Below are 20,281 nucleotides of genomic sequence, written 5' to 3'. Positions count from 1 at the left end.
GCACCGAGCACGCCAACGTCGCCTGGGAATACCCGCGCGGCGGGCACGGCATCCTGTTCAAATTTGGTTGAAGGAGAAACCATGCCCAAGCCTCAACGCCACGTCTTCGTCTGCAGCCAGCAGCGCCCGCCCGGCCACCCGCGCGGCTCCTGCGCCGCCAAGGGGGCCTCGCCGCTGCTGCAGGCCTTCTGGGGCGAGCTGCAGAAGCGCCAGGCCTACGACAAGGTCGCCATCACCTACTCCGGCTGCCTGGGACCGTGCGACAACGGCCCCAACGTGCTGGTGTATCCGGAAAGCGTGCTCTACAGCGGCGTGAGCACCGCCGACGTGGCGGAGATCTTCGACAGCCACCTCGAAGGCGGCAAGCCGGTGGAGAGGCTGCTGGCCGAAGCCGGCGCCTGGTGAGCCGGTAACGAGTCACGGCGACGGCAGGCTGCGACGGCGCGTCGCGCGCGCTGGCGCGGATCCTGCTAGCTCGCAGCGCAGGAATGTAGTCAGTTGGGGAGCCGAAGTATGGAAGCCAACACCCGGGGGCGCTTTGCCAGGGACCGCGTGGCCGTCGCGGTCATGGTGGACCTGGCCTTGCTTTCGCAGCGCGGGCCGGTGCCGCTGGAGCGCATCAGCCAGCGCCAGCGCGTGTCGTCGTATGGCCTGGAGCTGTTGTTCACGCAACTGCGGCGCCACAAGCTGGTGCGCTTCACCCGGGGACGCGAGGGCGGCTACGAGCCCGCGCGCCGGCCCGGCGAGATCACGGTGGCCGAGGTGGTGCAGTGCGTCAAGGAGCCGCCGGACCGGCGCAGCACTTTCTGCGCCGAGGGCCGCGTCGGCGACAACGCCGGCAAGTGCCTGACGCAGGAGCTGTGGGCCGGACTCGACGAGGTGATGCACGGCGTGCTCAGCGCCGTGACTATCCAGGACCTGATCGACCAGGCCCGCCGCCGTGATGAGGCCGCCGCGATGGCGCAAGTGGAGGCGCTGCCGCTGCGCGCCATGGCGCTGCCGCGCGGCGTGATGCCCAAGGCGCTGCCCGTGGCCCGGGGCGAGGCGCCCTTGCGCCTGCTCTCCGAAAGCCTCGCATGAACCTGGCGACGGACGACTTCACCCTGTTCGGGCTGCCCCAGCGCTTTGCGCTGGAGCGCTCGGCGGTGGACGAGCGCTGGCGTGCGCTGCAGGCCAGCATGCATCCTGACAACGTGGCCAGCGCCAGCGCCGCGGAGCAGCAGGCGGCCACGCAGTGGGCCGTGCGCATCAACGAGGCGCGCGACCGGCTGCGCAACCCGGTGCAGCGCGCCTTCATGCTGTGCGAGCTGCGCGGCGCGCCCATGGACGCGCAGTCCGGCCGCGGCGCGGTGCCCATGGCCTTCCTGGTGCGGCAGATGGGCTGGCGCGAGACGCTGGACGAGGCCCGCGACGCCACGACCGTGGAACGGCTGGATACCGAGGTGGCCGCGCACGAGCGCGAGACGCTGGAACTGCTGCGCGTGCTGCTCGACGAGCAAGGCGACACCGCCACGGCAGCGCAACAGGCCTGGGTGCTGAGCTACCTCGTGCGGCTGCGCGAGGCCATCGACGAACGGCTGCAGGCGCTGGAGGCCTGACCAACTCTTCATTGAAGGCGAAGTATTCCTTCGTCATGCCCGCGAAGGCGGGCATCCACGCCTGCCGGGACGCTGCCCGGGGTTCGTGGACACCCGCCTTCGCGGGTGTGACGAGGCTATTTCAGTGGAAAGGAACAGGAGAACCCTCCCATGGCGCATCTGCGCTTCTACGAAAAGCCCGGTTGCGGCGGCAACGCCCGGCAGCGGGCGCTGCTCGAAGCCGCCGGCCACACGCTGGAGCGGCGCGACCTGCTGGCCGAGCCCTGGACACGCAAGCGGCTGCTGCAGTTCCTCGCGCCGCTGCCGGTGGCAGCGTGGTTCAACCGCGCCGCGCCGCGCGTCAAGAGCGGCGAGATCGTGCCCGAGGCGCTCGATGCCGAAGCCGCGCTGGCCGCGCTGCTGGCCGAGCCGCTGCTGATCCGCCGCCCGCTGATGGAGCGCGAGGATGGCACGCGCCTGGTGGGCTTCGAAACCGCCGAGGTCGAGCGCTTCGTGGGCCTGGACGCCAAGCCCGGCACGCCCGCCTCGCTGGAAGGCTGTGCCGCCGCGGCGCACCCCGGGAAGAAGATGCGCTGCGCCTCCTCCTGAGTCCTGCGGCCCCTTTCGCCCCCTACGCCGTGATCGTGGCCGTGAAGGGAGGAGGGCAGGGGGCGGGACGGCGTCGCCGCCCCGAACGAGCGGATCAGGAGGCGCGCGCCGTGGAACCCGGCACCGAGCGGTGGAAGTGCAGGACCTGGGCGAGGACCTGGGGCGTGCGCACCACATCCGCCAGCGTGTACCGGTCCAGCACCGCGTAGAAGGCTTCCATGGCTTCGGCGAAGACGCCCTGGAGCCCACAGCACCCGCGGATGATGCAGTGCCCGCCGCCGGGCTCGAAGCACTCCGCGGGCACCGCGGTGCCTTCGGTGTCCCTCACGACCTGGCCGATGCGGATGTCCTTCGGCGCCCTGGACAGGGTCATCCCGCCACCCTTGCCGCGGATGGTGGCGATCCAGCCCTGCTTGCTCAGGAAGTGCACGACCTTGACGAGGTGGTGCTCGGAGATGTCGAAGACGGTGGCGATCTCGGCAATGGTCGACTTCCGCTCCCCGTTCACGGCCAGGTAGATGAGCACGCGCAGGCTGTAGTCGGTAAAGGAGGTGAGCTTCATGGGCAGGGGCCTTCGGTCATCGGCGGATTTTGAACGCGAAAAAAGGGAGGGCCGCAGCCCTCCCTTGGTTGCCATCACCGCTTGGCGGCAGCGGACGCCGGCAGCGCGGGCGCCGATGCGCGCACCCTGGTTGCCGGGCGCAACAGTCGCCAGGCGTACAGCGCCAGGTACACGCTGCCGGCGGCGAACACGATGTCGCCGGGCACGCGCAGCCACACCAGGGCTTCCATCACGCCGGAGTGGATGATCTCCGGCGAGCGGGCGTACCACAGGCCCTTGGCGATGCTGGCCCACGCCTGGTAGATGCCCGCGGGCAGCAGCGACATGAACACCATCATGGCCAGGCCCACGTTGAGGGCCCAGAAGGCGGGCTTGAGCAGGCCGTCGGCGTGCAGCGTCCGCGCGAAGAGGCCCCGCAGGCAGAACAGCAGCAGGCCGATGCCCAGCATGCCGTACACGCCGAAGAGCGCCGCGTGGCCGTGGGCCGCCGTCATGTTCAGCCCCTGCACGTAGTACAGCGCCGCCGGCGGGTTGATGGCGAAGCCCAGCAGCCCCGCGCCCACCGTGTTCCAGAAGCCGACCGCGACGAAGCACAGGATCGGCCACTGGTAGGCCTGCAGCCAGGGGACCGAACGCGCCTTGCGCCAGGTCTGCATCGCCTCCAGGCCGATGAGCGTCAGCGGAACCACCTCCAGGGCCGAGAACACCGCGCCCACGGCGATGACCGAGGTCGGCGTGCCGGTGAAGTACAGGTGGTGCAGCGTGCCCAGGATGCCGCCGAACAGGAACACGATGGTCTCCGCCACGATGGCGCGGTTGGCGCTGGCCGGGCGCACCAGGCCCAGCTTGGTGAAGATCAGCGCGATCACGGCGGTGGCGAAGACCTCGAAGAAGCCCTCCACCCACAGGTGCACCAGCCACCAGCGCCAGTACTCGATCATCGAGTAGTGCGTGTGCTGGCCCCAGGTCAGCGAGGTGGCGTAGAAGCCGCCGATGCACGTGGCCGACAGGAACACCATGGCGATCAGGCCGCGGCTCTCCGAGGGCTTGCGCAGCGCCGGCCACAGCGCGCGGCCGAGCAGGAAGACCCAGAACAGCAGGCCCACGAACAGCAGCAGCTGCCACACGCGGCCCATGCTGGTGAACTCCAGCCCCTGGTTGCCGAGCCAGAACGAGAAGTCCGCTCCCTGGCGTTGCAGCGTGCCCAGCCAGCCGGTGATCGTGGAGCCGAGCACCACGACGATCAGCGCCCAGAACAGCGCGTCCACGCCGAGCTTCTGCAGCTTCGGCTCGCGGCCCGAGAGCATCGGCGCGATGTACAGGCCCGTGGCCAGCCACGCCGTGGCGATCCAGAAGATGCCGATCTGCGTGTGGATGGTGCGGCTGCTGACGTAGGGAAGCACGTCCGCCAGCGGCAGGCCGAAGAACGACTGGCCCTCCACCGCGTAGTGGGCGGTGACGATGCCCATGGCGATCTGCAGCAGCATCAGGCCGATGACCACGAAGAAGTACTTGCGCGTGGCCAGCATCGACGCCGTGGCCTTGAAGCCGAGGAAGGGATCGGCCTTGGGCGGCGTGGCCTCCTCCTCGTGGCGGTCGCGGCCGTGCAGCCACAGCATCGCCGCGACGCCGGCCAGCAGCAGGACGATGCTGACCATCGACCACATCGCCGCCGAGGTCGTCATCGTGTTGCCCACCAGCGGCTCGTGCGGCCAGTTGCTGGTGTAGGAAAGACCGGCCTCGCCCGGGCGGTCGGTGCTGGCGGCCCAGGCCGACCAGAAGAAGAACGCGGCCAGCGCCTGGCGGTCCGCCTTCTGGGGCAGGGCGTCCTCGCTCATCGCGTACTGCTCGCGCAGCGTCGCCAGCGAGGCGTCGCTGCCGAACAGCGCCTCGTAGTGGCGCGCCGTCTCGTGGATGGCCTGCGCGCGCTCGCTGGACACGGTGACGCGGCCGCTGGCCGCGTCATAGGTGTTGTGGCGCATCTCGGTGCGCACCTTGGCATCGACGACGGCTTGCGCGTCGGCGCCGGTACCCTGCTGCGCAGCGTGGATGCGTTGCAACGCAACGGCCTCGCGATGCAGCCAGTCGGCCGACCAGTCGGGCGCGACGTAGCTGCCGTGGCCCCAGACGGTGCCCAGCTGCTGTCCGCCCGCGGCCATCCACGCCCGCTGCCCGCGCTGGATCTGCTCGCCGGTGAACAGCACCTCGCCCTCGGCGGTGGCCACCGCCTTGGGAATGGGCGGCGCCTCCAGGTAGATCTGCCACCCGAGGTACCCGAGGGCCCCGAACGACAGCACGAAAATGAGGCCGAGCCATCGCCACAGCCTGCTGTTGGTCTTCATGGCAACTCCTGTGAACGGTTGACTTGTGCGCCCGCGCTCAGGCGAGGCTGGCGGGACCGGCGCGCCTGGTGATGCGCACCCGCCAGACATCGGGACCGGTCTGCAGGTAGTCCCACGTGAACAGCCCCGGCTGCTCGGCCTGCATCTGGTAGTACAGGGGCCGGGGGTCGTGATCGTTGACGATATCCATCGTTTCGGCATCGCCCAGGCCATGGAAGGTCTGGAAGATCAGGGGATGGCGCTCGCGCGGCGCAATGGTGCGAACGTCGATGGTCGTGCCGGAGGTAGGCTGGGTCATCAGGGCTCCGTGGTCGGTGGTTAAAGGTGCATTTGAAGTGCATCTAATGTAGGCGGCGGAGCGGCCCGTTTCCTTGAACCAGTTCAAGGAACGACTTTCCTTTCGATGGCTGCCCAGGCGGCGCGGCAGGGCACGAGCCGCGGCAACTCCTTGCGTAGACCTTGGCTGGTGTGGCGCTTTTTCGGGCAAGGGATGAGAAGCCCGTTTAAGATGTATTGTCGTTACACCTTTTACCGAGGCCTACGTGAACATCGACAAGTTCAAGGACCAGCACAGCCAAATCCTCGACTTCATCGCGACGCTGCGGCGCCACGCGCACGCGGGCATCGCCGAGCACGCCGACGACATCGCCCGGCTCGTCGTGGCGATGAGTGCGGTGATCAAGATGCATCTGGCCGCGGAAGACAAGGCGCTGTACCCCGCGCTCGAGGCGGCCCACGACCGTCAGCTTGCCCGCCTTGGCCGCCAGTTCCAGGCCGAGATGGCTTCGATCGCGGGGGCCTACAACGCCTTCGCGCGCCAATGGAACACGGCAGCCCGGGTGCGCGCCGATCCGGAGGGCTTTCGAGCGCAAGCCAACCAGGTGCTGCGCACGGTGTTCGAGCGCATGCAGCGCGAGAACCGTGACTTCTACCCGGCCGTGGAGCGCAACCTCACGACGCCTGCCTAGGCCTGGGCGCGGCGTCCACCCGCGCCGTCGCTTGGCCGATGCCAAGCCGACCGCCCCGTCGCGGACCCGACGCGGCTTGTTGGGTTTGTCGCCTACCGGACAAGCGTTCGCGCTCCAAGCGATGGATCCGCCAGGGAATCGGGGTTGGCACGACTCTCGCAATGAGCGGTCCAGACCCGGGGCCGCTGCCTGCACGGCGGTTGCCCGCTCACCCACCCAAGCCGCATCGAGAGGAGTCTCACCATGGCCTACAAGATCATCGCTTCCCAGTGCTCCGGCTGCTCCGCCTGCGAGGCCGAGTGCCCGAACAACGCCATCCGCGAGAAGGGCGGCGCCTTCATCATCGACCCGGCCAAGTGCACCGAGTGCGAAGGCCACTTCGACTCGGCGCAGTGCGTGGCGGTGTGCCCGGTGGACGGCTGCATCAAGAAGGTCTGACGCAAGGAGCCCGCCATGATGGACCTGCGCGAACCGAAGTATCCCTGGGGCCTGGAAGTCCGGGCCACGGTGGATCTCTACAACGACGGCAGCCTGCCCGACATCCCCGAGGACCTGCTGCTGGTCGTCGCCGGCGGTCCAGGCGAGATCGTGCAGGTCGGGCACCACGGCGAAGCCAACGTGCCCATCTACATGGTGGACTTCGGCGTGTGCGTGCTGGGCTGTCTCGAAGAGGAGATCGAGCCCATGCGCAGCGCCAAGCCGGCACCGCAGCTGGCTGCCGCATGAGCCCCAGGCCCGCGCCACGACCGGGCAAGACCGGCATGCGCCGGCCGTTGCCCGGGCAACCGCGCGCGGGCCGCTGACCGGAGCCCTTCGCCATGAGCAGCACCGCCCCCGCCATCGTCTACCTGGACCACAACGCCACCACGCGCCCGGTGCCCGAAGCGGTGGCGGCGATGGTGCAGGCGCTGCGGCAGGACTGGGCCAACCCCTCGTCCACCCACGGTCCCGGGCAGGACGCGCGGCGGCTGCTGGCCAGCGCGCGCGGCCGTGTCGCCGCCTTCCTGGGCTGCGCCGTCGCGGAGCTGGTCTTCACCAGCGGCGCCACCGAGGCCAACCACATGGCGGTGCTGGGCGCGGTCAAGGCCAGTGGGCGCGAGCGCGTGCTGATGTCCGCCGTCGAACACCCGGGCCTGCAGGCGCTGGCGCAGCGCCTGCGCGGCGAGGGCGTGAAGGTGGACTTCATTCCCGTGGACGCGCAGGGACGCCTGAGCCTGGCGGCGGCGCGTTCGCTCATCGCCCAGGACGTGGCGCTCGTCAGCGTGATGGGCGCCAACAACGAAACCGGCGTGCTCATGCCCGTGGCCGAGGTCGCGGCGCTGGCGCGCGCGGCCGGCGCCTGGATGCACGTGGACGCCACGCAGCTGGCGGGCAAGGCGGCGCTGGGCTTCGCCGCCAGCGGGGCGGACCTGATGTCCGTCTCCGCCCACAAGCTCGGCGGCCCCAAGGGCATCGGCGCGCTGCTGGTGCGCAAGGGGCTGGCCATCCCGCCGCTGCTCTGCGGCCGCCAGGAGCGCAACCGGCGCGGCGGCACCGAGAACGTCCCCGGCATCGCTGGATTCGCCGCGGCCTGCGACCGCGCCGCCGCGACGCTGCAGGCCGACATCGAGCGCATGCGCGCGCTGCGCCAGCGCCTGGAAGACGGCTTGTCGGCGCTGCCCGGCGTGCACGTCTACGGCCGCGAGGCCGAGCGGCTGTGCAACACGCTGTGCCTGCGCTTCGGCAGCCTCGACGCCGAGCAGGTGCTGATGAAGCTGGAGCGCGCGGGCATCGTGGCCTCCTCCGGCGCGGCCTGCAGCGCCGGCGGCACGCAGCCCTCGCACGTGCTGCTGGCCATGGGCGAAAGCGAGCTCCACGCCAAGGCCGGCGTGCGGCTGTCGCTGGGCCCCGAAACCACCGCCGCGGAGATCGACGCCACGATCGCCGCGGCCACCGAACACCTCTTGCCGCTGCTGGCCCTGGCCGAAGCGCAGCCTGTTTCCTAGGAGTCCCGTGATGAAAGTGATGATGCGCAAAGACCAGAAGGGCACCCTCTCGGCCTACGTGCCGAAGAAGGACCTCGAAGAGCCCGTCGTGTCGCAGGAGAAGGAGGGCCTGTGGGGCGGCACCGTCACGCTGGCCAACGGCTGGGTGCTGTCGCTGCCGGAGATGCCCGAGGGCACCTCGCTGCCCATCACCGTCGAAGCCAAGCGGCTGTCGGGAGACTGAGCATGGACGCCGCGCTGCTCCAGGAGGCGCTGGGCGTGGCCGACGCCGCCGACACCGTGCGCCAGGCGGCCACGGCCCTGCGCGAACGCTTCGCGCCGCTGCGCGTGATCGTGGTGGACGCCATGGACATGCGCCACGAGACGCCCGCGGCCACCGGCACGCGGCGCGTGCTCTACCTCGGCGCCAGCGACGGCCACTGCTGGACCGTCACCACCGACCCGGCACAGGCCGCGGGCTTCTACCTCGTGGACAAGGCGGCCGCATGAACGCCGTACCCGACACCGATGACGGCCTCTCCGACGAGGAGGAGCTGCTGCTGTCCGACCCCGACATGAGCGAGGTCGAGGTCGAGCTGGTGACGGCGGCGCTGGGCGAGCCCCGGCTGTCGGCCGGCCGCATGGTGCAGCACTTCGAGAGCTCCTTCGCCCGCTGGGTGGGGCGCAAGCACGCGGTGGCCGTCTCCAGCGGCACCGTGGGCACGTGGCTGGCGCTGCGCGCGCTGGACATCGGCCCGGGCGACGAGGTCATCGCCTCGCCCTACAGCTGGCACCAGGTGGCGCACGCGGTGGAGCTCACCGGCGCGCGCGTGGTGTTTTCCGACATCAACTACTGGTCCGGCTGCCTGGACCCGGTGCGCGCGGCCGACAGGATCACCCCCGCCACCAAGGCCATCCTGGCCGGCAACACCAACGGCCACCCGGCCGCGTGGGACGAGTTCCGCAAGCTGGCCGACGAGCAAGGCATCTGGCTGATCGAGGACTCCACCGAAGCCCTGGGCTCGCGGCTGCAGGGCAAGCTCGTGGGCAGCTTCGGCGACCTCTCGGTGTTCGACTTCTCGCAGCCCTCGGCGCTGTGCTGCGGCGAGGGCGGCATGGTCGTCACCGACGACGACGCGCTGGCCTCCGAGCTGCGCTACCTGCGCTCGCGCTCGCTCAAGGACCGGCGCTCCATCTCGGTGGGCTCGCGCGTGCCGCTGCAGGCGCTCATGAGCGAGATCACCGCCGCGCTGGGCGCGGGGCAGCTCGGCCGCATCGACCGCATCCTGGACAAGCGCAAGGCCGTGGAGGCCAGCTACCTGCTGGAGATGCAGTCCTTCGAAGGCGTCAAGCCGCCCTACGTGGCGCCGGGCGTGGACGAGGTGCACTGGATGCTCTACGTGGTGCACCTCGGCAAGCGTTTCACCGCCAGCGCCTGCAACGACATCCTGGAAGACCTGGAAACCGAGCTGATCGAGGCGGTCATGTACTGCATGCCGCTGCACCAGCAGTTCCACTACATGCAGCAGGGCTGGAAGCGCGGCGACCTGCCGCTGACCGAGCGCATCGCCGACCGGGCGCTGGCGCTGCCGTTGCACACGCACCTGACGCCCGGGCACGTGAAGTTCATCGTCAAGACGCTCAAGGACTCGTCCATCAACGTGGGGGCGGGGGCGGCGATTTATTTGTGAGACGGCGCCAACGCCTGACGCGATGGCCTTCCTGCTCCGTCATTCCCGCGAAGGCGGGAATCCAGGCGGTCCCCAAGCCGGCCGAAGGGAACGAGGTTGGAACCACGGCACCGCTGAGGTCGTGTTGCCGGCATCGCAGCTCGCGCTCCGGCGTGGGGCCGCCTGGATCCCCGCCTGCGCGGGGATGACGAAGTAGAGAGCGGACCGCGCCAGCTCACGGGCAGTGCCCACGACTTTTCCCGTGCAGCAGCGCAGCTGCCGCACGGGCGTGACGAGACCGCTATTTCTGGAGAGACCCATGACCTACGCCACCGTCCAAGAAGTGCCCACCGCCGTCGTCGAGGGCCTGGCCGCCGGCACCCTGGCGCCCTACCTGGGCCCGGCCATGCTGTCGCTGTGCGAGGGCGCGCTGCCGCCGGCCGATCCGCTGGCGCTGGCCGCGGTGCTCACCGCCAAGGTGTCGGTGCCGGGCAAGATCAAGAACCGCCTCACCGCCGCGGCGCAGTTCATCGAGAACTTCAAGCATCGCAAGACGCTGGTCAAGGGCATGGACGAGGCCTACGCCGCCGCGCCCGCGCCCTCGGCGCTGCACCGCTGGATCGCGGCGCTGCCCGCGCCGGTGATCGTGGACTGCTGGTACGACGACACGCTGCGCCAGGCGCTGGCCGCGCGCAGCGACTGGGCCGAGGTGCAGGGCCTGTCGCAGAGCGAGCACTTCGGCACCTGGATCGGCTGGTACGACGCCCAGGGCGCCGCCAGCCCCGACCCCATCGCGGCCAGGACCCTCTACTACAAGCCCTGGGGCGGCCGCGGCCCGGCGTCGAACTACCTGGTGTCGGACAGCGACTACGTGGAGGTGCTGACCGAGATCGACATCCAGACGCCCATTCCGGCCGAGGTGCAGCAGCGCCGCGGCGCGCTGGGCTTCGTGTTCCTGGGTTGCCGCTTCAACGACCAGCTCCCGCGCGCCTTCGCGCGCCAGATCATGAAGCGCTCGCAGGGCCCGCACTTCGCGGTGATGGCCGAGGAGCCCACGCGCATGGAAGCGCGCTTCATGGAGGAGCAGGGCATCACGCGCATCGCGCTGCCGCTGGCGGCGGTGGCCGCGGCGCTGACGGGCTGCGCCACGGCCGCGGCCTGAGTGCGGCCACACCGACCGAAGCGGCGAGGCCCATGAAGCTCGAACTCGACTGGAGCGCCTACGACGCCTACGGGCAGGGCGACGCGTATGCCGCGATTCCCGCCGCCGGCGAAGGCTTCGGCAAGGCCGCGGCGCTGTGCATCGGCAGCCGCCAGTGCCAGAGGAAGGCGGCGGACAAGGGCGTGATGTGCCCGAGCTTCCGCATCACCGGCGAGGACCGGCACAGCACGCGCGCTCGCGCCGCCGTGCTGCGCGAGGCACTGGACGGCAAGCTCGGTGACGGACCTTTCCAGCAGGCGCAGTTGGCCGAGGCGATGTCGCTGTGCGTGGCCTGCAAGGGCTGCAAGCGCGAATGCCCCAACGGCGTGGACATGGCCGCGCTGCGCGCCGAGACGCTGGCGCAGCGCTGGCGCCGGCAGCCTCCGCCGTTGCGCACGCGCCTTTTCGCCAGGCTGCCGCGCTGGCTGCCGCATCTGAAGCGCCTGCGCCCGCTGCTGGCGCTGCGCGACAGGCTGCCCGGCGCCGCCTGGGCCGGCGAGCGGCTGCTGGGCATCGCCGCGCGGCGCCGGCTGCCGCGGCCGGCGGCGCGGAGCTTCCTGTCCAACCCGCCCATGCGCCTGGAGCCCGTGGAGCCGCTGCGCGAAGTGGTGCTGCTGGTGGACTGCTTCTCCAACCACCTGGAGCCCAACATCGCGCGCGCCGCGCTGGACGTGCTGCAGGCCGCACGCTACCGCGTGCACCTGCTGCAGCCCACGGACGGCGGCGCGCCGCTGTGCTGCGGGCGCACGGCCTGGTCGGCGGGGCTGATCGACGAGGCGCGCGGGCACGCGCGGCGCCTGGTGGCGGCGCTGGCGCCGCACCTGGCCGCCGGGCGCCCGGTGATCGGCCTGGAGCCCTCGTGCCTGAGCATGCTGCGCGACGAAGTGGGCATGCTGGGGCTGGAGGCCGAGCCGGTGCAGGCGCTGATGAAGCAGTCGCTGATGCTGGAGGAGTTCCTGGCGCGCGAGCTCGATGCCAAGCGCCTGGTGCTGCCCGTGAAGCCGCTGGCCGGCGCCGCGCCCACGCGCGTGCACGTGCACGGCCACTGCCACCAGAAGGCGCACGGCACGCTCAAGGCGCTGCGCAAGCTGCTGGGCAAGATGCCGGGGCTGCGGGTGGAGTGGATCGAATCGAGCTGCTGCGGCATGGCCGGCAGCTTCGGCTACGAGGCCGAGCACTACGGGCACTCGATGGCGATGGCGGAGCTGTCGCTGCTGCCGGCGGTGCGCGCGGCGGCGCCGGAGGACCTGATCCTGGCCAGCGGCACGAGCTGCCGGCAGCAGATCCGCGACGGCGCCGGGCGCGAGTCGCTGCACCTGGCGGAGCTGCTGCAGGCGGCGCTGACGGTGCCGCCCGCATCGCCGCCGACACGCGCCCCGCTGCCCAAGGGCACCCCGGCGACGCGGCCATCGCGGCAAGAGGCCGCAACCCAGGAGGGCTGAAGCCGATGTACCACCGCTCGCTCTACGACATCGTGATGGACACCGGCCGCTCCGTGCAGGAACTCACGCACGAGATGCAGGACGAGGACGAGCTCTTCGCCAGCACGCTGACGCTGCGGGCAGTGGAGGCGCAGTTGCTGATCATGGCCCACACCCTGGGCAACGTGACCCCGGCGCTGCACAGCCGGCTGATGCAGGTGGACTGGAGCGGCTGGGCCGCGCTGCACGACAAGCTGCGCCGCGGCGTGCAGCCGCGCCGCGAGGAGATCTGGTACGCCGTCAACGCGCTGGTGCCGCAGACCATGACGCTGCTGGCCGAGCTGCGGCGCAAGCAGCCGGTGTGGTTCGAGCTCGGCTACTGAGTCCGGCCGCCACCGTTGTTCGCACAACCCCCATCACAGGACGACCCCCATGAGCGCCACCGTGGAAGCCACCCCGCTTTCCGACCTGGAGTACCGCCAGAAGACCCACGCCATCCTCTCGGGCATCGAGGCGACGCTGGACGCGTGGCTGGAGGCGGACGAGATCGACATCGACACCCGCCGCAGTGGCGGGCTGCTGGAGCTGGTGTTTCCGAACCGGACCCACATCGTGCTCAACACGCAGCCGCCGCTGCGGGAGCTGTGGATGGCGGCCAGGAGCGGCGGCTTCCATTACCGCTACGTCGAAGGCCGCTGGGTGGACCGGGAGGGCCGGGAATTCTTCGCGGCGCTTTCCGAATGCGCCAGCGAGCAGGCGGGGCGGCCATTGAAGTTCTCGCCGGTTTCCTGAGTTTTCCTCGCCTCATTTCACCGGACGCCGCGCCATGGCCATCATTCCCCCGAGCACGATCGTGATCGCCGAGATGATCACGCACGATTTCGTCTGGCATGGCGCGGGCGCGACCTGCGACGAGGCGCGGGAGGCGCTCTTGTCCGCCTGGGCCACGCACCGCAAGGAAGTGCTGGAGAAATTCCCGCAGCTTGAAAAATCCCTGCCGGAGGCGGGCAAGATGCAGTCGCATTTCAGGATTCGGTATCGGGAATACGAAAGGGGAGCCGGATACCGGGGTGATGAACGGATGACATGAAGGAGCCGTTTTCGGTCCGATCCGGTTTGCTGTTTCAACCGCTCTCCCCACACCTCAAGCCGGCGCCGGCCGCAGCGCCCTGCCGCCCGCCACCGCCAGCAGCACCGCGAACACCACCACCGTCATGAGCCCGGCCGTGAGCGAGCGGTGCTGGGCGATGAAGCCGATCACCGGCGGGCCGGCCATGAAACCCAGGTAGCCCAGCGACGACACCACCGCGATGCCGTTGGCGGCCGGCACGCCCGGCAGCCGCGACGCGGCGGCGAAGAGCACCGGGATCACGTTCGCCAGCCCCAGCCCCACCAGCGCGAAGCACACCAGCGCCAGCACCGGATGCCGCCCGGCCAGCGCCACGGCCATGCCGGCGGCGGCCAGCAGCGCGCTGCCGGCCATGAGCCGATGCGCCGGCCAGCGCGCCCGGGCCGCGTCGCCCACCAGCCGCGCCAGGCCCATCGCCACCGAGAAGCTGGCATAGGCCAGGGCCGACAGCGCGGGCTCGCTGCCCAGTTCGCGCTGCATGTAGAGCACGCTCCAGTCGTACATCGCCCCTTCGGCCACCAGCCCGATCGCCGCCAGCGCGCCCAGCATCCACAGCACGCCACGCCCGCGGCCCACGCCGAAACGCCGGCTCTCCGAGGCCGCCGGGGCAGCGGCCATGTCGGGCAGCGCCGGCCGCGTCGCCCACCACACCGCCGCCACGGCCGCCACGCCGGTGAGCGCCAGGTGCAGCACCGGCGGCGCCCGCATGCTCAGCAGCGCGCTGCCGAAGGCCGCGCCCGCCATGCCGCCAAAGCTGAAGAGGGCGTGGAAACGGCTCATCAGCCGCCGGCCGCTGGCCGCCTCCAGCGCCGCGCCGCCGGCGTTCATCGCCACGTCGTACACGCTGCCGGCGGCGCCGAAGACCCACATCGTCGCCAGCAGCAGCATCCAGGAGCCGCTGGCCAGCAGCGCCATCACCGTCAGGGCGGCCACCAGGCCGGTGAGCCACGCCACCCGCTGCGGCCCCCAGCGGCCGACCCAGCGCCCGGCAAAGGCCAGCCCGCACAGCGCACCCACGCCGGCGGCCAGCATCGTCAGCGCCAGGCGCTGCTCGTCCAGGCCGTAATGCGCGCGCACCGTGGGCACGTGCACGCCCCAGGTGGCGAACAGGAAACCGCTGATGAAGAACTGCAGGCGCACGGCCCACACGGGCCGATCAAGGGGAAAGGGCATGCGTGCTCGGGATCGGAACGAAAAAGGGGCGGCCGGGCGGCGGCGCGAGGCACCCGGGTCGGCAAGCGCCGCGCCCGTGGCCGCCGCAGTGTGCGCGATGGCCCACGGGAGCCGTCGGCCACAATCCCGCCCATGGATGCCGACACTTCCACCCTGCTGCGCCGCCTGCTCGCCGAGCGGCCCGTCGCCGCGCTGGCCACGCTGCACCGCGAGGAGCCCGCCGTTTCCATGGCGCCCTTCGTGCTGCCCGCGGGCGACACGCGGCTCTACATCCACGTCAGCGGCCTGGCCACGCACACGCGCGACATGCTGGAGCATCCGCGCGTGAGCCTGCTCGTGATGGCGGAGGCCGGGGGCGAATGGCCGGCACAGGCCCTGCCGCGCGTGTCGCTGCAGGCCGATGCGCTGCCGCTGGAGCGCGAGGGCGACGCCTACGCGGCGGCACGCGCGCAATACCTGGCCCGCTTTCCGGACACGGCCCCGATCTTCGAGCTGGGCGACTTCCGCCTGTTCGCGCTGCAGCCCGTGTCGGCACGGCTGATCGCGGGCTTCGGCCGCGCCTTCAGCCTGGTGGGCGCGGAGCTGGACGCCTGGCTGCGCGCCGGCGCCTGAACGCGGAGCGCGAACCATGGGCAGGACGCTGCGCATCGAACCGCTGGGCCGCACCGTGGCGGTGGAGGAGGGCGCCACGCTGCTGGAAGCGGCGCTGGCGCAGGGCATCAGGCTGCGCAGCAGCTGCCGCAACGGCACCTGCCGCGAATGCATCGCCCAGCTCACCGAGGGCCGGGTGCGCTACCGCATCGAGTGGCCGGGACTCTCGCCCGACGAGAAGGCCGAAGGTCTTACCTTGCCTTGCGTCGCGCTGGCGGAAACCGACGTGGTGCTGCTGCAGCCGCGCCTGGAGCTCAAGGACTGATCATCCCTCGCACGAGCGCCGCCACGGCGGCGTTCAATGCGGCCGCAACTCGTCGAACGCCGCGGCCATCTCCTCGGCCGGCACTTCATTGAGCGCCGCGCTGGCGAACACGTCCTCGCCGTTGAGCCAGCGCGCCTCGCAATGCGCGTCATCGAGCGCGATGAGCAGCGCACGGTTGAGCTCGTACACGCCCCAGGACAGCCCGGCATCGCGCAGCGAGGACTGCATGGCGTTCTGCACCAGCGAGCGCACGCGGCGGTGGCCCTCGCTGTAGGGTACCTGCAGCGCCCGACCGGCAGCCGCCTCGATGCAGGCCTTGAGGTCGTGCGACGCATGCCCGCGGCAGGCCAGCGGACGCACCGAATAGATCACGCAGGCACCCTGCGCGATGAAGGGACAGCGCTGGCGCAGCGCCACGCGCTTCCGCTCCGCGAGGCCGGCGGTCCGGGCATCGGCTTCGCGCAACCCGGCCACGAGGTCCACGCCGCGCTGCAGCAGCCGCGGCGTCACGGCGCGCAGGAAGCGCGCCACCAGCAGCACTTCGGGCGCGGTGGCACCCACGCGCAGCGTGCAGCAAGTTGCACAACCGCGCCCGCAAGCCAGCGGCGGCTCGTCCTCGCACTGGATGGCAACGTTGCCCGCAAAACTGTCGAAGGCCTGGCTCAGCAGCGCATCGAGCACGACCGGCGTGCGCCCGCGCTCGGCCAGCGTGGTGTCGAAGGCACGGTGCAGCGCCTGGAAAAATTCGCGTGATGGGTGCATGGTGTAGGCAAAGGTAGTGACATGGCTGCCCCCGCAACTTGAGCCAGCTCAAGGCTGTGTTGCGCACAACTCTTGCAACAGGGACGCAGGGGAACGGCGTGCGGCCGGGGTTTGTCACGTTTGTAGCGATCGCGCTGACCGCAGCGCTCCTTGTGAAAGCTTTCATGGATCTCACGCAAAAGACGCCGATGCCGATACCGCTGAATCCCCTGTCCGAAGACGACTTGTGGCGCTGGCGTGCCTGCGCGCGCCGCTACTGGCTGCACCGCCACGCGAGCGTGCCAGCGGCGCCCGCGCGAAGCGGGCCGGGCGTGGACCGCATGGTGAGAGGCCCCGGTGTCGAGCAGGCGCTGCGCGCCTCCTACCCGGGGCTGGTCACGCTGGACGCTCCCCGGACGGACGACGAATGGCAGGCCGCCATCGACATCACCGAACGGCTGCTGGTGGACATCGAATCGCAGGACGAGGCCTGGGCCGTGGCCGGCGCCTGCGTGGCCAGCGACGAAGGGGTGCGCGTGCGCATCGACCTCGTCACCCGCGGCGCCCAAGGCTTCAAGCTGTTGCGCGTGCGCCAGGCCACCGCCGGCACCGACGCCGACATCGACGCGGTGGCGCTGTGGCTGCACGTGATGGCGCGCAACGCGCTGCGCGTGCAGAGCGCGGGGCTGCTGCTGATCGACACCAGCTTCGTCTACCCCGGGCACGGCTGCTACGCCGGCCTCTACCGCGAGGTGGACCTGGCGCCCGTGCTCGGCACGCGCCCGGTGGGCGAGTGGATCGTCGCGATGCGCCAGTGCGAGCGCGGCGAGTTGCCCGCCGTGCCACTGGGCGCGCCCTGCGGCTCGGACGCGAGCGCGGGCGGGTCGTGCGAGCAGCTCGCACCCTGCGGCTTGCCGGTCGCCGAGCCCGTGCTGGTCGATCCCGTGAACAGCCTGGACATCGTCGGGCGCGAACTGGCGGCGGAGCTGCGCGCCGAGGGCTACGTGGACTTGCGCAACGTGCCGCTGCACCGGCTCACGGCGGCCCGGCACCGCCGCGCCGCGCGGGCCGTCATGCACGGGCAGCCCGTGCTCGACCCGGGCGCGGCAGCGGCACTGCGCACGCTGCCCGGGCCACGGCGGTGGTTGCGCTTTGAAACTATCGGTTTTGCCGTCCCGCCCTGGGCCGGCACGCAGCCCTACCAGCTGCTGCCGTTCCAGTGGAGCTGCGACGTGGAAACGCCCGATGGGCGGGTCGTGCGGGCGGGCTTCCTGGCGGAGAACGACGGCGACCCGCGCCAAGCCTTTGCCGCCTCGCTGGTGGAGGCGCTGGGCAGCGAGGGGCCGGTGTTCGCCTACAACGCGGGTTTCGAGCGCAACCGCATCCGCGAGCTGGCGCAGCGTTTCGAGGACCTGGGCCCGGCCCTGTCGGCGCTGCTGCCGCGCATCGTGGACCTGTTCGCGCTGCTGCGCGACCACTACTACCACCCCGCGATGGCCGGCTCGTGGTCGCTGCGCTCGGTGTTCAGGGCGATGGTGCCCGAGGCCGGCGCGCACGAGTTCGAGGTGCGCAGCCATGGCCGCTGCTTCCACAGCCCGCTGCAGGCCTACGCGGCGTCGCTGGAGCGCGGATGGCCGCCGGCCGAGGCCGACAAGCTGCGCCAGGCGCTGCGCGACCATGGCCGCCGGCACTGCGCCGCGCTGCGGCGGATCACGGCGGTGCTGGAGCAGGCCTGAGCCATGAAGACCATCCGTCCCTACGACGACCTGCTGTGCTGCCTGGAGCAGTCGGCCGGCGAGCAGCCCGATGCCACGCACGTCACGACGCTGGCGCTGGCGGCGGCTTCCGGCCGCATCAAGCGCATGACGCCCCACGCGCGCTGGACCTTGCTGGCCACGGCACTGATGGCGCCGCGGCCTTCCTGCGCCTTCGAGGCCATGCGCCTTGCGCGGGCGCTGCCGCAGCTGCTGCCCGAGCTGGACGGGCTGTTTGGCGTGCCGCAGCTCTCGGACGGGCCGCAATGGGTGGACGTGGGCCAGCACCAGTGGCGCTTCATCGACGCGGCGGCACGCGCGAATGCGCCGCTGGCACTGCGCTTCGCGGCGCTGATGCACAAGGTCGGCAAGTCCGGCACGCCGCGCGAGATCTGGCCGCACCACCACAAGCACGAGCAGCGCGCGCATGCCGCCATCGACGCGCTCGCGCGGCGCGCCGCGGTGCCGGCGGACGCGGTGGCGCTGGCACATCTGGCCGTGGACGAGTGCGACCGCATCCACCGCGCCAGCGACATGCGCGCCGGCCCCATCGCCATGCTGCTGGAGCGGGTGCAGGCGCGCGAGCACCCGGCGCGGCTGGAGCAGTTGCTGCTGCTGTGCACCTGCGACTGGGCAGCCTTCGAGGGCCACCATGCCGACGAGTACGTCAAGGCCGACCGCATCCGCCTGGCGCTGGCGGCCAGTCGCGCGGCCCCCGTGGCCGGGCTGGACGAGGAAGCGGCGCTGCAGGCGCGCGCCGAGGCGATCGCCACGGCGCTGGGGAGCCGGGTGCGGCGGTGAAGCAGCCTGTCTGATTCCAAGTCGTGCTTGTTGATGAAGTATTCCGTTCGTCCTTCGATACCTCAGGACGAACGGACTACCTCACTCACGACGTCAACTCAAGTCGACGCATCAGAAGGCCAGCACCTGCGGCTCGTCCTCGTGCACCGACGTGATGACGGCCTCGCACAGCGCGCCGCCCGCGTCGTAGCGGTAGTCGTGCCGCATCTCGACCTCGCCATAGACCACCTTGTCGCAGCGGCACATGCGGCCCTGCGCGTCGTATTCGGCGCGGAAGTAGGTGTTGCGGTGGCGCAGCGCGGCGGTGTCGAGCTCCTGGCTCAGCTGCAGCGGCAGCTTCACGCCGCTGTAGGTCAGGAAGCAGCGGACGGTGCGTTCTTCGCTCGGAGAATCCATGCGGCGCGCCTCAGCCCTTGAGCAGCTTGGACCGTTCGGCCTGGCTGTAGTTGCTGAAGTGGCCTTCCCGGGCCGCGGCGCGGCGGTTGGACGCGATGATCGCCTTGATCTTGCCTTGCGGCGCGGTCAGCGAGACGCGCCGCTCCAGCTCGGTGGCGGCACAGTGCGGGCAGGCCGGCGTGGTGCTGGATCGCACCAGCAGCTCGAAGTCCTGGCCGCAGGCCGGGCAGTGGTAGTCGTAGATCGGCATGTGGGCCTCACGCGTTGGAAGTGAAAAGGTCGGGATGGGCGTCGAGCCACGCGCGCGCCTGCGCGGGGCTCAAACGCTGGAAGGATCGGGCGTCCATGCGTGCTCCTCGCGCCCGGCATAGGGCGCCATGCTCTGGATGCGCGGGTCGGGCAGCGCCGCGCCGATGGTGAAGTGGTAGACCGACTGCACCCGCGTGTCCTCGATGCCGAGCAGCTCGTGCAGCGTGTCGTCGAAGTAGCAACCAATGCCGGTGCCGCTGAAGCCCGCCGCCTCGGCCTCCAGGTACAGCACCTGGCCCAGCAGGCCGGCCTCGACCAGCAGCTCGCGGTAGCGCCAGGGCGCGTCGCGCAGCGGCTGGTTGAACTCGGCCAGCAGTGCGAAGGCCAGGGCCGCGTCGCTGCCCAGCGCCTGGTGGCAGTCGATGGTGCGCAGCGCGCCGGCCAGCGCCGGGTTCTCGGCCAGCCGCCACAGCGGCAGACCCTCGACCGGCCTCCAATCCATGTTCGGGCCCAGCGCCTCGCGCAGCAGCGTCCCACCCCGCGCACTGCGCGGCAGCAGGTAGGCCCCGGACGCAAGCCCTTCCACGCGGTGGGCGAAGAACACGGGGTGCACCCGCACCGCGCCGGGAAGCGCGTCCCAGGGCAGGGCGCCGGGCATCAGGGCTTGCACGATGCGCTCCAGCGCCGGCCGCGGCAGCGTCGCGCGGCGGTCGAAGCGCTGCGCGCTGCGCCGGCCGCGGATGAGCTCCACCGCGCTGCGCGGAGACGGCGGCACGGCAGCCAGCGTGGCGGGCGCGGCCGCGGGGGC

Annotated in this window: 28 protein-coding genes; 20 read left to right on the top strand and 8 right to left on the bottom strand. The window is 71.1% G+C overall.

The window, feature by feature from the left end; translation table 11 throughout:
• The first annotated feature begins 81 nt into the window (after positions 1 to 81).
• The 4 genes from Q0741_RS09475 (at position 82) to Q0741_RS09460 (ending at position 2,186) form a co-directional block, all read left to right on the top strand.
• The gene (locus Q0741_RS09475; protein ID WP_298232955.1) at positions 82 to 405 is read left to right on the top strand and encodes a (2Fe-2S) ferredoxin domain-containing protein; all 324 of its coding nucleotides are present in this window, start codon (positions 82 to 84) and stop codon (positions 403 to 405) included.
• Positions 406 to 513: 108 nt separating this feature from the next.
• The gene (locus Q0741_RS09470; RefSeq protein WP_298232954.1) at positions 514 to 1,080 is read left to right on the top strand and encodes an Rrf2 family transcriptional regulator; all 567 of its coding nucleotides are present in this window, start codon (positions 514 to 516) and stop codon (positions 1,078 to 1,080) included.
• On the top strand, positions 1,077 to 1,598 hold the full coding sequence (gene hscB, locus Q0741_RS09465) for a Fe-S protein assembly co-chaperone HscB (RefSeq protein ID WP_298232953.1): 522 nt from the start codon (positions 1,077 to 1,079) through the stop codon (positions 1,596 to 1,598). Before Q0741_RS09470 ends, hscB begins: the two co-directional genes overlap by 4 nt.
• A 150-nt stretch (positions 1,599 to 1,748) precedes the next feature.
• On the top strand, positions 1,749 to 2,186 hold the full coding sequence (locus Q0741_RS09460; RefSeq protein WP_298232952.1) for an ArsC/Spx/MgsR family protein: 438 nt from the start codon (positions 1,749 to 1,751) through the stop codon (positions 2,184 to 2,186).
• A gap of 94 nt (positions 2,187 to 2,280) precedes the next feature.
• On the opposite strand, the gene Q0741_RS09455 is transcribed toward Q0741_RS09460, so the two are convergent.
• From Q0741_RS09455 to Q0741_RS09445, 3 genes are all read right to left on the bottom strand, one after another.
• Positions 2,281 to 2,748, bottom strand: a complete 468-nt coding sequence (locus Q0741_RS09455; RefSeq protein WP_298232951.1) for an Rrf2 family transcriptional regulator — start codon at positions 2,746 to 2,748, stop codon at positions 2,281 to 2,283.
• 74 nt (positions 2,749 to 2,822) lie between these two features.
• Positions 2,823 to 5,090, bottom strand: a complete 2,268-nt coding sequence (locus Q0741_RS09450) for a nitric-oxide reductase large subunit (protein WP_298232950.1) — start codon at positions 5,088 to 5,090, stop codon at positions 2,823 to 2,825.
• Between the two features lie 37 nt (positions 5,091 to 5,127).
• Complete coding sequence (locus tag Q0741_RS09445; RefSeq protein ID WP_298232949.1) at positions 5,128 to 5,388, bottom strand: DUF2249 domain-containing protein; 261 nt, start codon at positions 5,386 to 5,388, stop codon at positions 5,128 to 5,130.
• 244 nt (positions 5,389 to 5,632) lie between these two features.
• Between Q0741_RS09445 and Q0741_RS09440 the strand changes: the two genes are divergently transcribed.
• From Q0741_RS09440 to Q0741_RS09385, 12 genes are all read left to right on the top strand, one after another.
• Positions 5,633 to 6,058: a hemerythrin domain-containing protein gene (locus tag Q0741_RS09440; RefSeq protein ID WP_298232948.1), complete on the top strand. Its 426-nt coding sequence runs from the start codon at positions 5,633 to 5,635 to the stop codon at positions 6,056 to 6,058.
• Positions 6,059 to 6,301: 243 nt separating this feature from the next.
• A complete protein-coding gene (locus Q0741_RS09435; RefSeq protein WP_298232947.1) occupies positions 6,302 to 6,496 on the top strand; it encodes a 4Fe-4S binding protein in 195 nt (64 codons plus the stop codon).
• Between the two features lie 15 nt (positions 6,497 to 6,511).
• Positions 6,512 to 6,784, top strand: a complete 273-nt coding sequence (locus Q0741_RS09430) for a nitrogen fixation protein NifZ (RefSeq protein ID WP_298232946.1) — start codon at positions 6,512 to 6,514, stop codon at positions 6,782 to 6,784.
• A 92-nt stretch (positions 6,785 to 6,876) separates the two neighbouring features.
• Complete coding sequence (locus tag Q0741_RS09425; RefSeq protein WP_298232945.1) at positions 6,877 to 8,043, top strand: cysteine desulfurase family protein; 1,167 nt, start codon at positions 6,877 to 6,879, stop codon at positions 8,041 to 8,043.
• Positions 8,044 to 8,053: 10 nt separating this feature from the next.
• Positions 8,054 to 8,266: a putative nitrogen fixation protein NifT gene (nifT, locus tag Q0741_RS09420; protein WP_298232944.1), complete on the top strand. Its 213-nt coding sequence runs from the start codon at positions 8,054 to 8,056 to the stop codon at positions 8,264 to 8,266.
• Positions 8,267 to 8,268: 2 nt separating this feature from the next.
• On the top strand, positions 8,269 to 8,532 hold the full coding sequence (locus Q0741_RS09415; protein ID WP_028998604.1) for a hypothetical protein: 264 nt from the start codon (positions 8,269 to 8,271) through the stop codon (positions 8,530 to 8,532).
• Positions 8,529 to 9,713, top strand: a complete 1,185-nt coding sequence (locus Q0741_RS09410; RefSeq protein ID WP_298232943.1) for a DegT/DnrJ/EryC1/StrS aminotransferase family protein — start codon at positions 8,529 to 8,531, stop codon at positions 9,711 to 9,713. The genes Q0741_RS09415 and Q0741_RS09410 overlap by 4 nt, the downstream gene beginning before the upstream one ends.
• Positions 9,714 to 10,011: 298 nt before the next feature.
• Positions 10,012 to 10,854, top strand: coding sequence for an SIR2 family protein (locus Q0741_RS09405; RefSeq protein ID WP_298232942.1), 843 nt, complete (start codon positions 10,012 to 10,014; stop codon positions 10,852 to 10,854).
• Between the two features lie 32 nt (positions 10,855 to 10,886).
• Positions 10,887 to 12,335, top strand: coding sequence for a (Fe-S)-binding protein (locus tag Q0741_RS09400; protein WP_298232941.1), 1,449 nt, complete (start codon positions 10,887 to 10,889; stop codon positions 12,333 to 12,335).
• A gap of 5 nt (positions 12,336 to 12,340) precedes the next feature.
• Entirely contained in the window at positions 12,341 to 12,697 is a 357-nt protein-coding gene (locus Q0741_RS09395; protein ID WP_298232940.1) for a hypothetical protein, read from the top strand.
• 49 nt (positions 12,698 to 12,746) lie between these two features.
• Positions 12,747 to 13,106 (top strand): iron donor protein CyaY, encoded by a 360-nt coding sequence (gene cyaY, locus Q0741_RS09390; RefSeq protein WP_298232939.1) that lies wholly within the window; start codon positions 12,747 to 12,749, stop codon positions 13,104 to 13,106.
• A gap of 34 nt (positions 13,107 to 13,140) precedes the next feature.
• Positions 13,141 to 13,404, top strand: coding sequence for a hypothetical protein (locus Q0741_RS09385; RefSeq protein WP_298232938.1), 264 nt, complete (start codon positions 13,141 to 13,143; stop codon positions 13,402 to 13,404).
• A gap of 54 nt (positions 13,405 to 13,458) precedes the next feature.
• Here Q0741_RS09385 and Q0741_RS09380 read toward each other — a convergent pair whose 3' ends face one another.
• On the bottom strand, positions 13,459 to 14,616 hold the full coding sequence (locus tag Q0741_RS09380) for an MFS transporter (protein ID WP_298232937.1): 1,158 nt from the start codon (positions 14,614 to 14,616) through the stop codon (positions 13,459 to 13,461).
• 132 nt (positions 14,617 to 14,748) lie between these two features.
• On the opposite strand from Q0741_RS09380, the gene Q0741_RS09375 reads away from it, so the two are divergent.
• Together Q0741_RS09375 and Q0741_RS09370 are read left to right on the top strand one after the other, a co-directional pair.
• A complete protein-coding gene (locus Q0741_RS09375; RefSeq protein WP_298232936.1) occupies positions 14,749 to 15,228 on the top strand; it encodes a HugZ family protein in 480 nt (159 codons plus the stop codon).
• Positions 15,229 to 15,244: 16 nt separating this feature from the next.
• Entirely contained in the window at positions 15,245 to 15,532 is a 288-nt protein-coding gene (locus Q0741_RS09370; RefSeq protein WP_298232935.1) for a 2Fe-2S iron-sulfur cluster-binding protein, read from the top strand.
• A gap of 33 nt (positions 15,533 to 15,565) precedes the next feature.
• Here the strand turns inward: Q0741_RS09370 and Q0741_RS09365 are convergent, their stop codons facing one another.
• The gene (locus Q0741_RS09365; RefSeq protein WP_298232934.1) at positions 15,566 to 16,294 is read right to left on the bottom strand and encodes a YkgJ family cysteine cluster protein; all 729 of its coding nucleotides are present in this window, start codon (positions 16,292 to 16,294) and stop codon (positions 15,566 to 15,568) included.
• Between the two features lie 164 nt (positions 16,295 to 16,458).
• Between Q0741_RS09365 and Q0741_RS09360 the strand changes: the two genes are divergently transcribed.
• Both Q0741_RS09360 and Q0741_RS09355 read left to right on the top strand, forming a co-directional pair.
• Entirely contained in the window at positions 16,459 to 18,009 is a 1,551-nt protein-coding gene (locus Q0741_RS09360) for a DUF2779 domain-containing protein (protein WP_298232933.1), read from the top strand.
• Positions 18,010 to 18,012: 3 nt separating this feature from the next.
• Entirely contained in the window at positions 18,013 to 18,828 is an 816-nt protein-coding gene (locus Q0741_RS09355) for a hypothetical protein (RefSeq protein WP_298232932.1), read from the top strand.
• A 111-nt stretch (positions 18,829 to 18,939) separates the two neighbouring features.
• Here the strand turns inward: Q0741_RS09355 and Q0741_RS09350 are convergent, their stop codons facing one another.
• From Q0741_RS09350 to Q0741_RS09340, 3 genes are all read right to left on the bottom strand, one after another.
• Positions 18,940 to 19,224: a DUF6156 family protein gene (locus Q0741_RS09350; RefSeq protein WP_298232931.1), complete on the bottom strand. Its 285-nt coding sequence runs from the start codon at positions 19,222 to 19,224 to the stop codon at positions 18,940 to 18,942.
• A 10-nt stretch (positions 19,225 to 19,234) separates the two neighbouring features.
• Positions 19,235 to 19,474 carry a zinc ribbon domain-containing protein gene (locus Q0741_RS09345; RefSeq protein ID WP_028998615.1) on the bottom strand — a complete coding sequence of 80 codons (240 nt, stop codon included), beginning with the start codon at positions 19,472 to 19,474 and terminating at the stop codon, positions 19,235 to 19,237.
• Positions 19,475 to 19,543: 69 nt separating this feature from the next.
• The coding region (locus Q0741_RS09340; protein ID WP_367184090.1) for a nitroreductase family protein at positions 19,544 to 20,281 on the bottom strand (738 nt) is incomplete at its 5' end.

The sequence above is a fragment of the uncultured Azohydromonas sp. genome (assembly GCF_937926365.1).
Classification (GTDB): Bacteria; Pseudomonadota; Gammaproteobacteria; order Burkholderiales; family Burkholderiaceae_C; genus Azohydromonas.
The sequence above is the reverse complement of the archived record's forward strand: the minus strand, read 5'-3'. Positions and strand labels throughout refer to the sequence as shown.

Bases quoted from the DNA above. Each gene is read 5' to 3' on its own strand.
- Q0741_RS09415 (WP_028998604.1), top strand. From the start codon at position 8,269: ATGGACGCCGCGCTGCTCCAGGAGGCGCTGGGCGTGGCCGACGCCGCC.
- Q0741_RS09345 (WP_028998615.1), bottom strand. From the start codon at position 19,474: ATGCCGATCTACGACTACCACTGCCCGGCCTGCGGCCAGGACTTCGAG.
- nifT (WP_298232944.1), top strand. From the start codon at position 8,054: ATGAAAGTGATGATGCGCAAAGACCAGAAGGGCACCCTCTCGGCCTAC.
- Q0741_RS09355 (WP_298232932.1), top strand. From the start codon at position 18,013: ATGAAGACCATCCGTCCCTACGACGACCTGCTGTGCTGCCTGGAGCAG.
- hscB (WP_298232953.1), top strand. From the start codon at position 1,077: ATGAACCTGGCGACGGACGACTTCACCCTGTTCGGGCTGCCCCAGCGC.
- Q0741_RS09445 (WP_298232949.1), bottom strand. From the start codon at position 5,388: ATGACCCAGCCTACCTCCGGCACGACCATCGACGTTCGCACCATTGCG.
- Q0741_RS09455 (WP_298232951.1), bottom strand. From the start codon at position 2,748: ATGAAGCTCACCTCCTTTACCGACTACAGCCTGCGCGTGCTCATCTAC.
- Q0741_RS09405 (WP_298232942.1), top strand. From the start codon at position 10,012: ATGACCTACGCCACCGTCCAAGAAGTGCCCACCGCCGTCGTCGAGGGC.
- Q0741_RS09470 (WP_298232954.1), top strand. From the start codon at position 514: ATGGAAGCCAACACCCGGGGGCGCTTTGCCAGGGACCGCGTGGCCGTC.
- cyaY (WP_298232939.1), top strand. From the start codon at position 12,747: ATGAGCGCCACCGTGGAAGCCACCCCGCTTTCCGACCTGGAGTACCGC.
- Q0741_RS09365 (WP_298232934.1), bottom strand. From the start codon at position 16,294: ATGCACCCATCACGCGAATTTTTCCAGGCGCTGCACCGTGCCTTCGAC.
- Q0741_RS09475 (WP_298232955.1), top strand. From the start codon at position 82: ATGCCCAAGCCTCAACGCCACGTCTTCGTCTGCAGCCAGCAGCGCCCG.
- Q0741_RS09450 (WP_298232950.1), bottom strand. From the start codon at position 5,090: ATGAAGACCAACAGCAGGCTGTGGCGATGGCTCGGCCTCATTTTCGTG.
- Q0741_RS09410 (WP_298232943.1), top strand. From the start codon at position 8,529: ATGAACGCCGTACCCGACACCGATGACGGCCTCTCCGACGAGGAGGAG.
- Q0741_RS09430 (WP_298232946.1), top strand. From the start codon at position 6,512: ATGATGGACCTGCGCGAACCGAAGTATCCCTGGGGCCTGGAAGTCCGG.
- Q0741_RS09435 (WP_298232947.1), top strand. From the start codon at position 6,302: ATGGCCTACAAGATCATCGCTTCCCAGTGCTCCGGCTGCTCCGCCTGC.
- Q0741_RS09385 (WP_298232938.1), top strand. From the start codon at position 13,141: ATGGCCATCATTCCCCCGAGCACGATCGTGATCGCCGAGATGATCACG.
- Q0741_RS09350 (WP_298232931.1), bottom strand. From the start codon at position 19,224: ATGGATTCTCCGAGCGAAGAACGCACCGTCCGCTGCTTCCTGACCTAC.
- Q0741_RS09395 (WP_298232940.1), top strand. From the start codon at position 12,341: ATGTACCACCGCTCGCTCTACGACATCGTGATGGACACCGGCCGCTCC.
- Q0741_RS09375 (WP_298232936.1), top strand. From the start codon at position 14,749: ATGGATGCCGACACTTCCACCCTGCTGCGCCGCCTGCTCGCCGAGCGG.
- Q0741_RS09370 (WP_298232935.1), top strand. From the start codon at position 15,245: ATGGGCAGGACGCTGCGCATCGAACCGCTGGGCCGCACCGTGGCGGTG.
- Q0741_RS09360 (WP_298232933.1), top strand. From the start codon at position 16,459: ATGGATCTCACGCAAAAGACGCCGATGCCGATACCGCTGAATCCCCTG.
- Q0741_RS09400 (WP_298232941.1), top strand. From the start codon at position 10,887: ATGAAGCTCGAACTCGACTGGAGCGCCTACGACGCCTACGGGCAGGGC.
- Q0741_RS09460 (WP_298232952.1), top strand. From the start codon at position 1,749: ATGGCGCATCTGCGCTTCTACGAAAAGCCCGGTTGCGGCGGCAACGCC.
- Q0741_RS09425 (WP_298232945.1), top strand. From the start codon at position 6,877: ATGAGCAGCACCGCCCCCGCCATCGTCTACCTGGACCACAACGCCACC.
- Q0741_RS09380 (WP_298232937.1), bottom strand. From the start codon at position 14,616: ATGCCCTTTCCCCTTGATCGGCCCGTGTGGGCCGTGCGCCTGCAGTTC.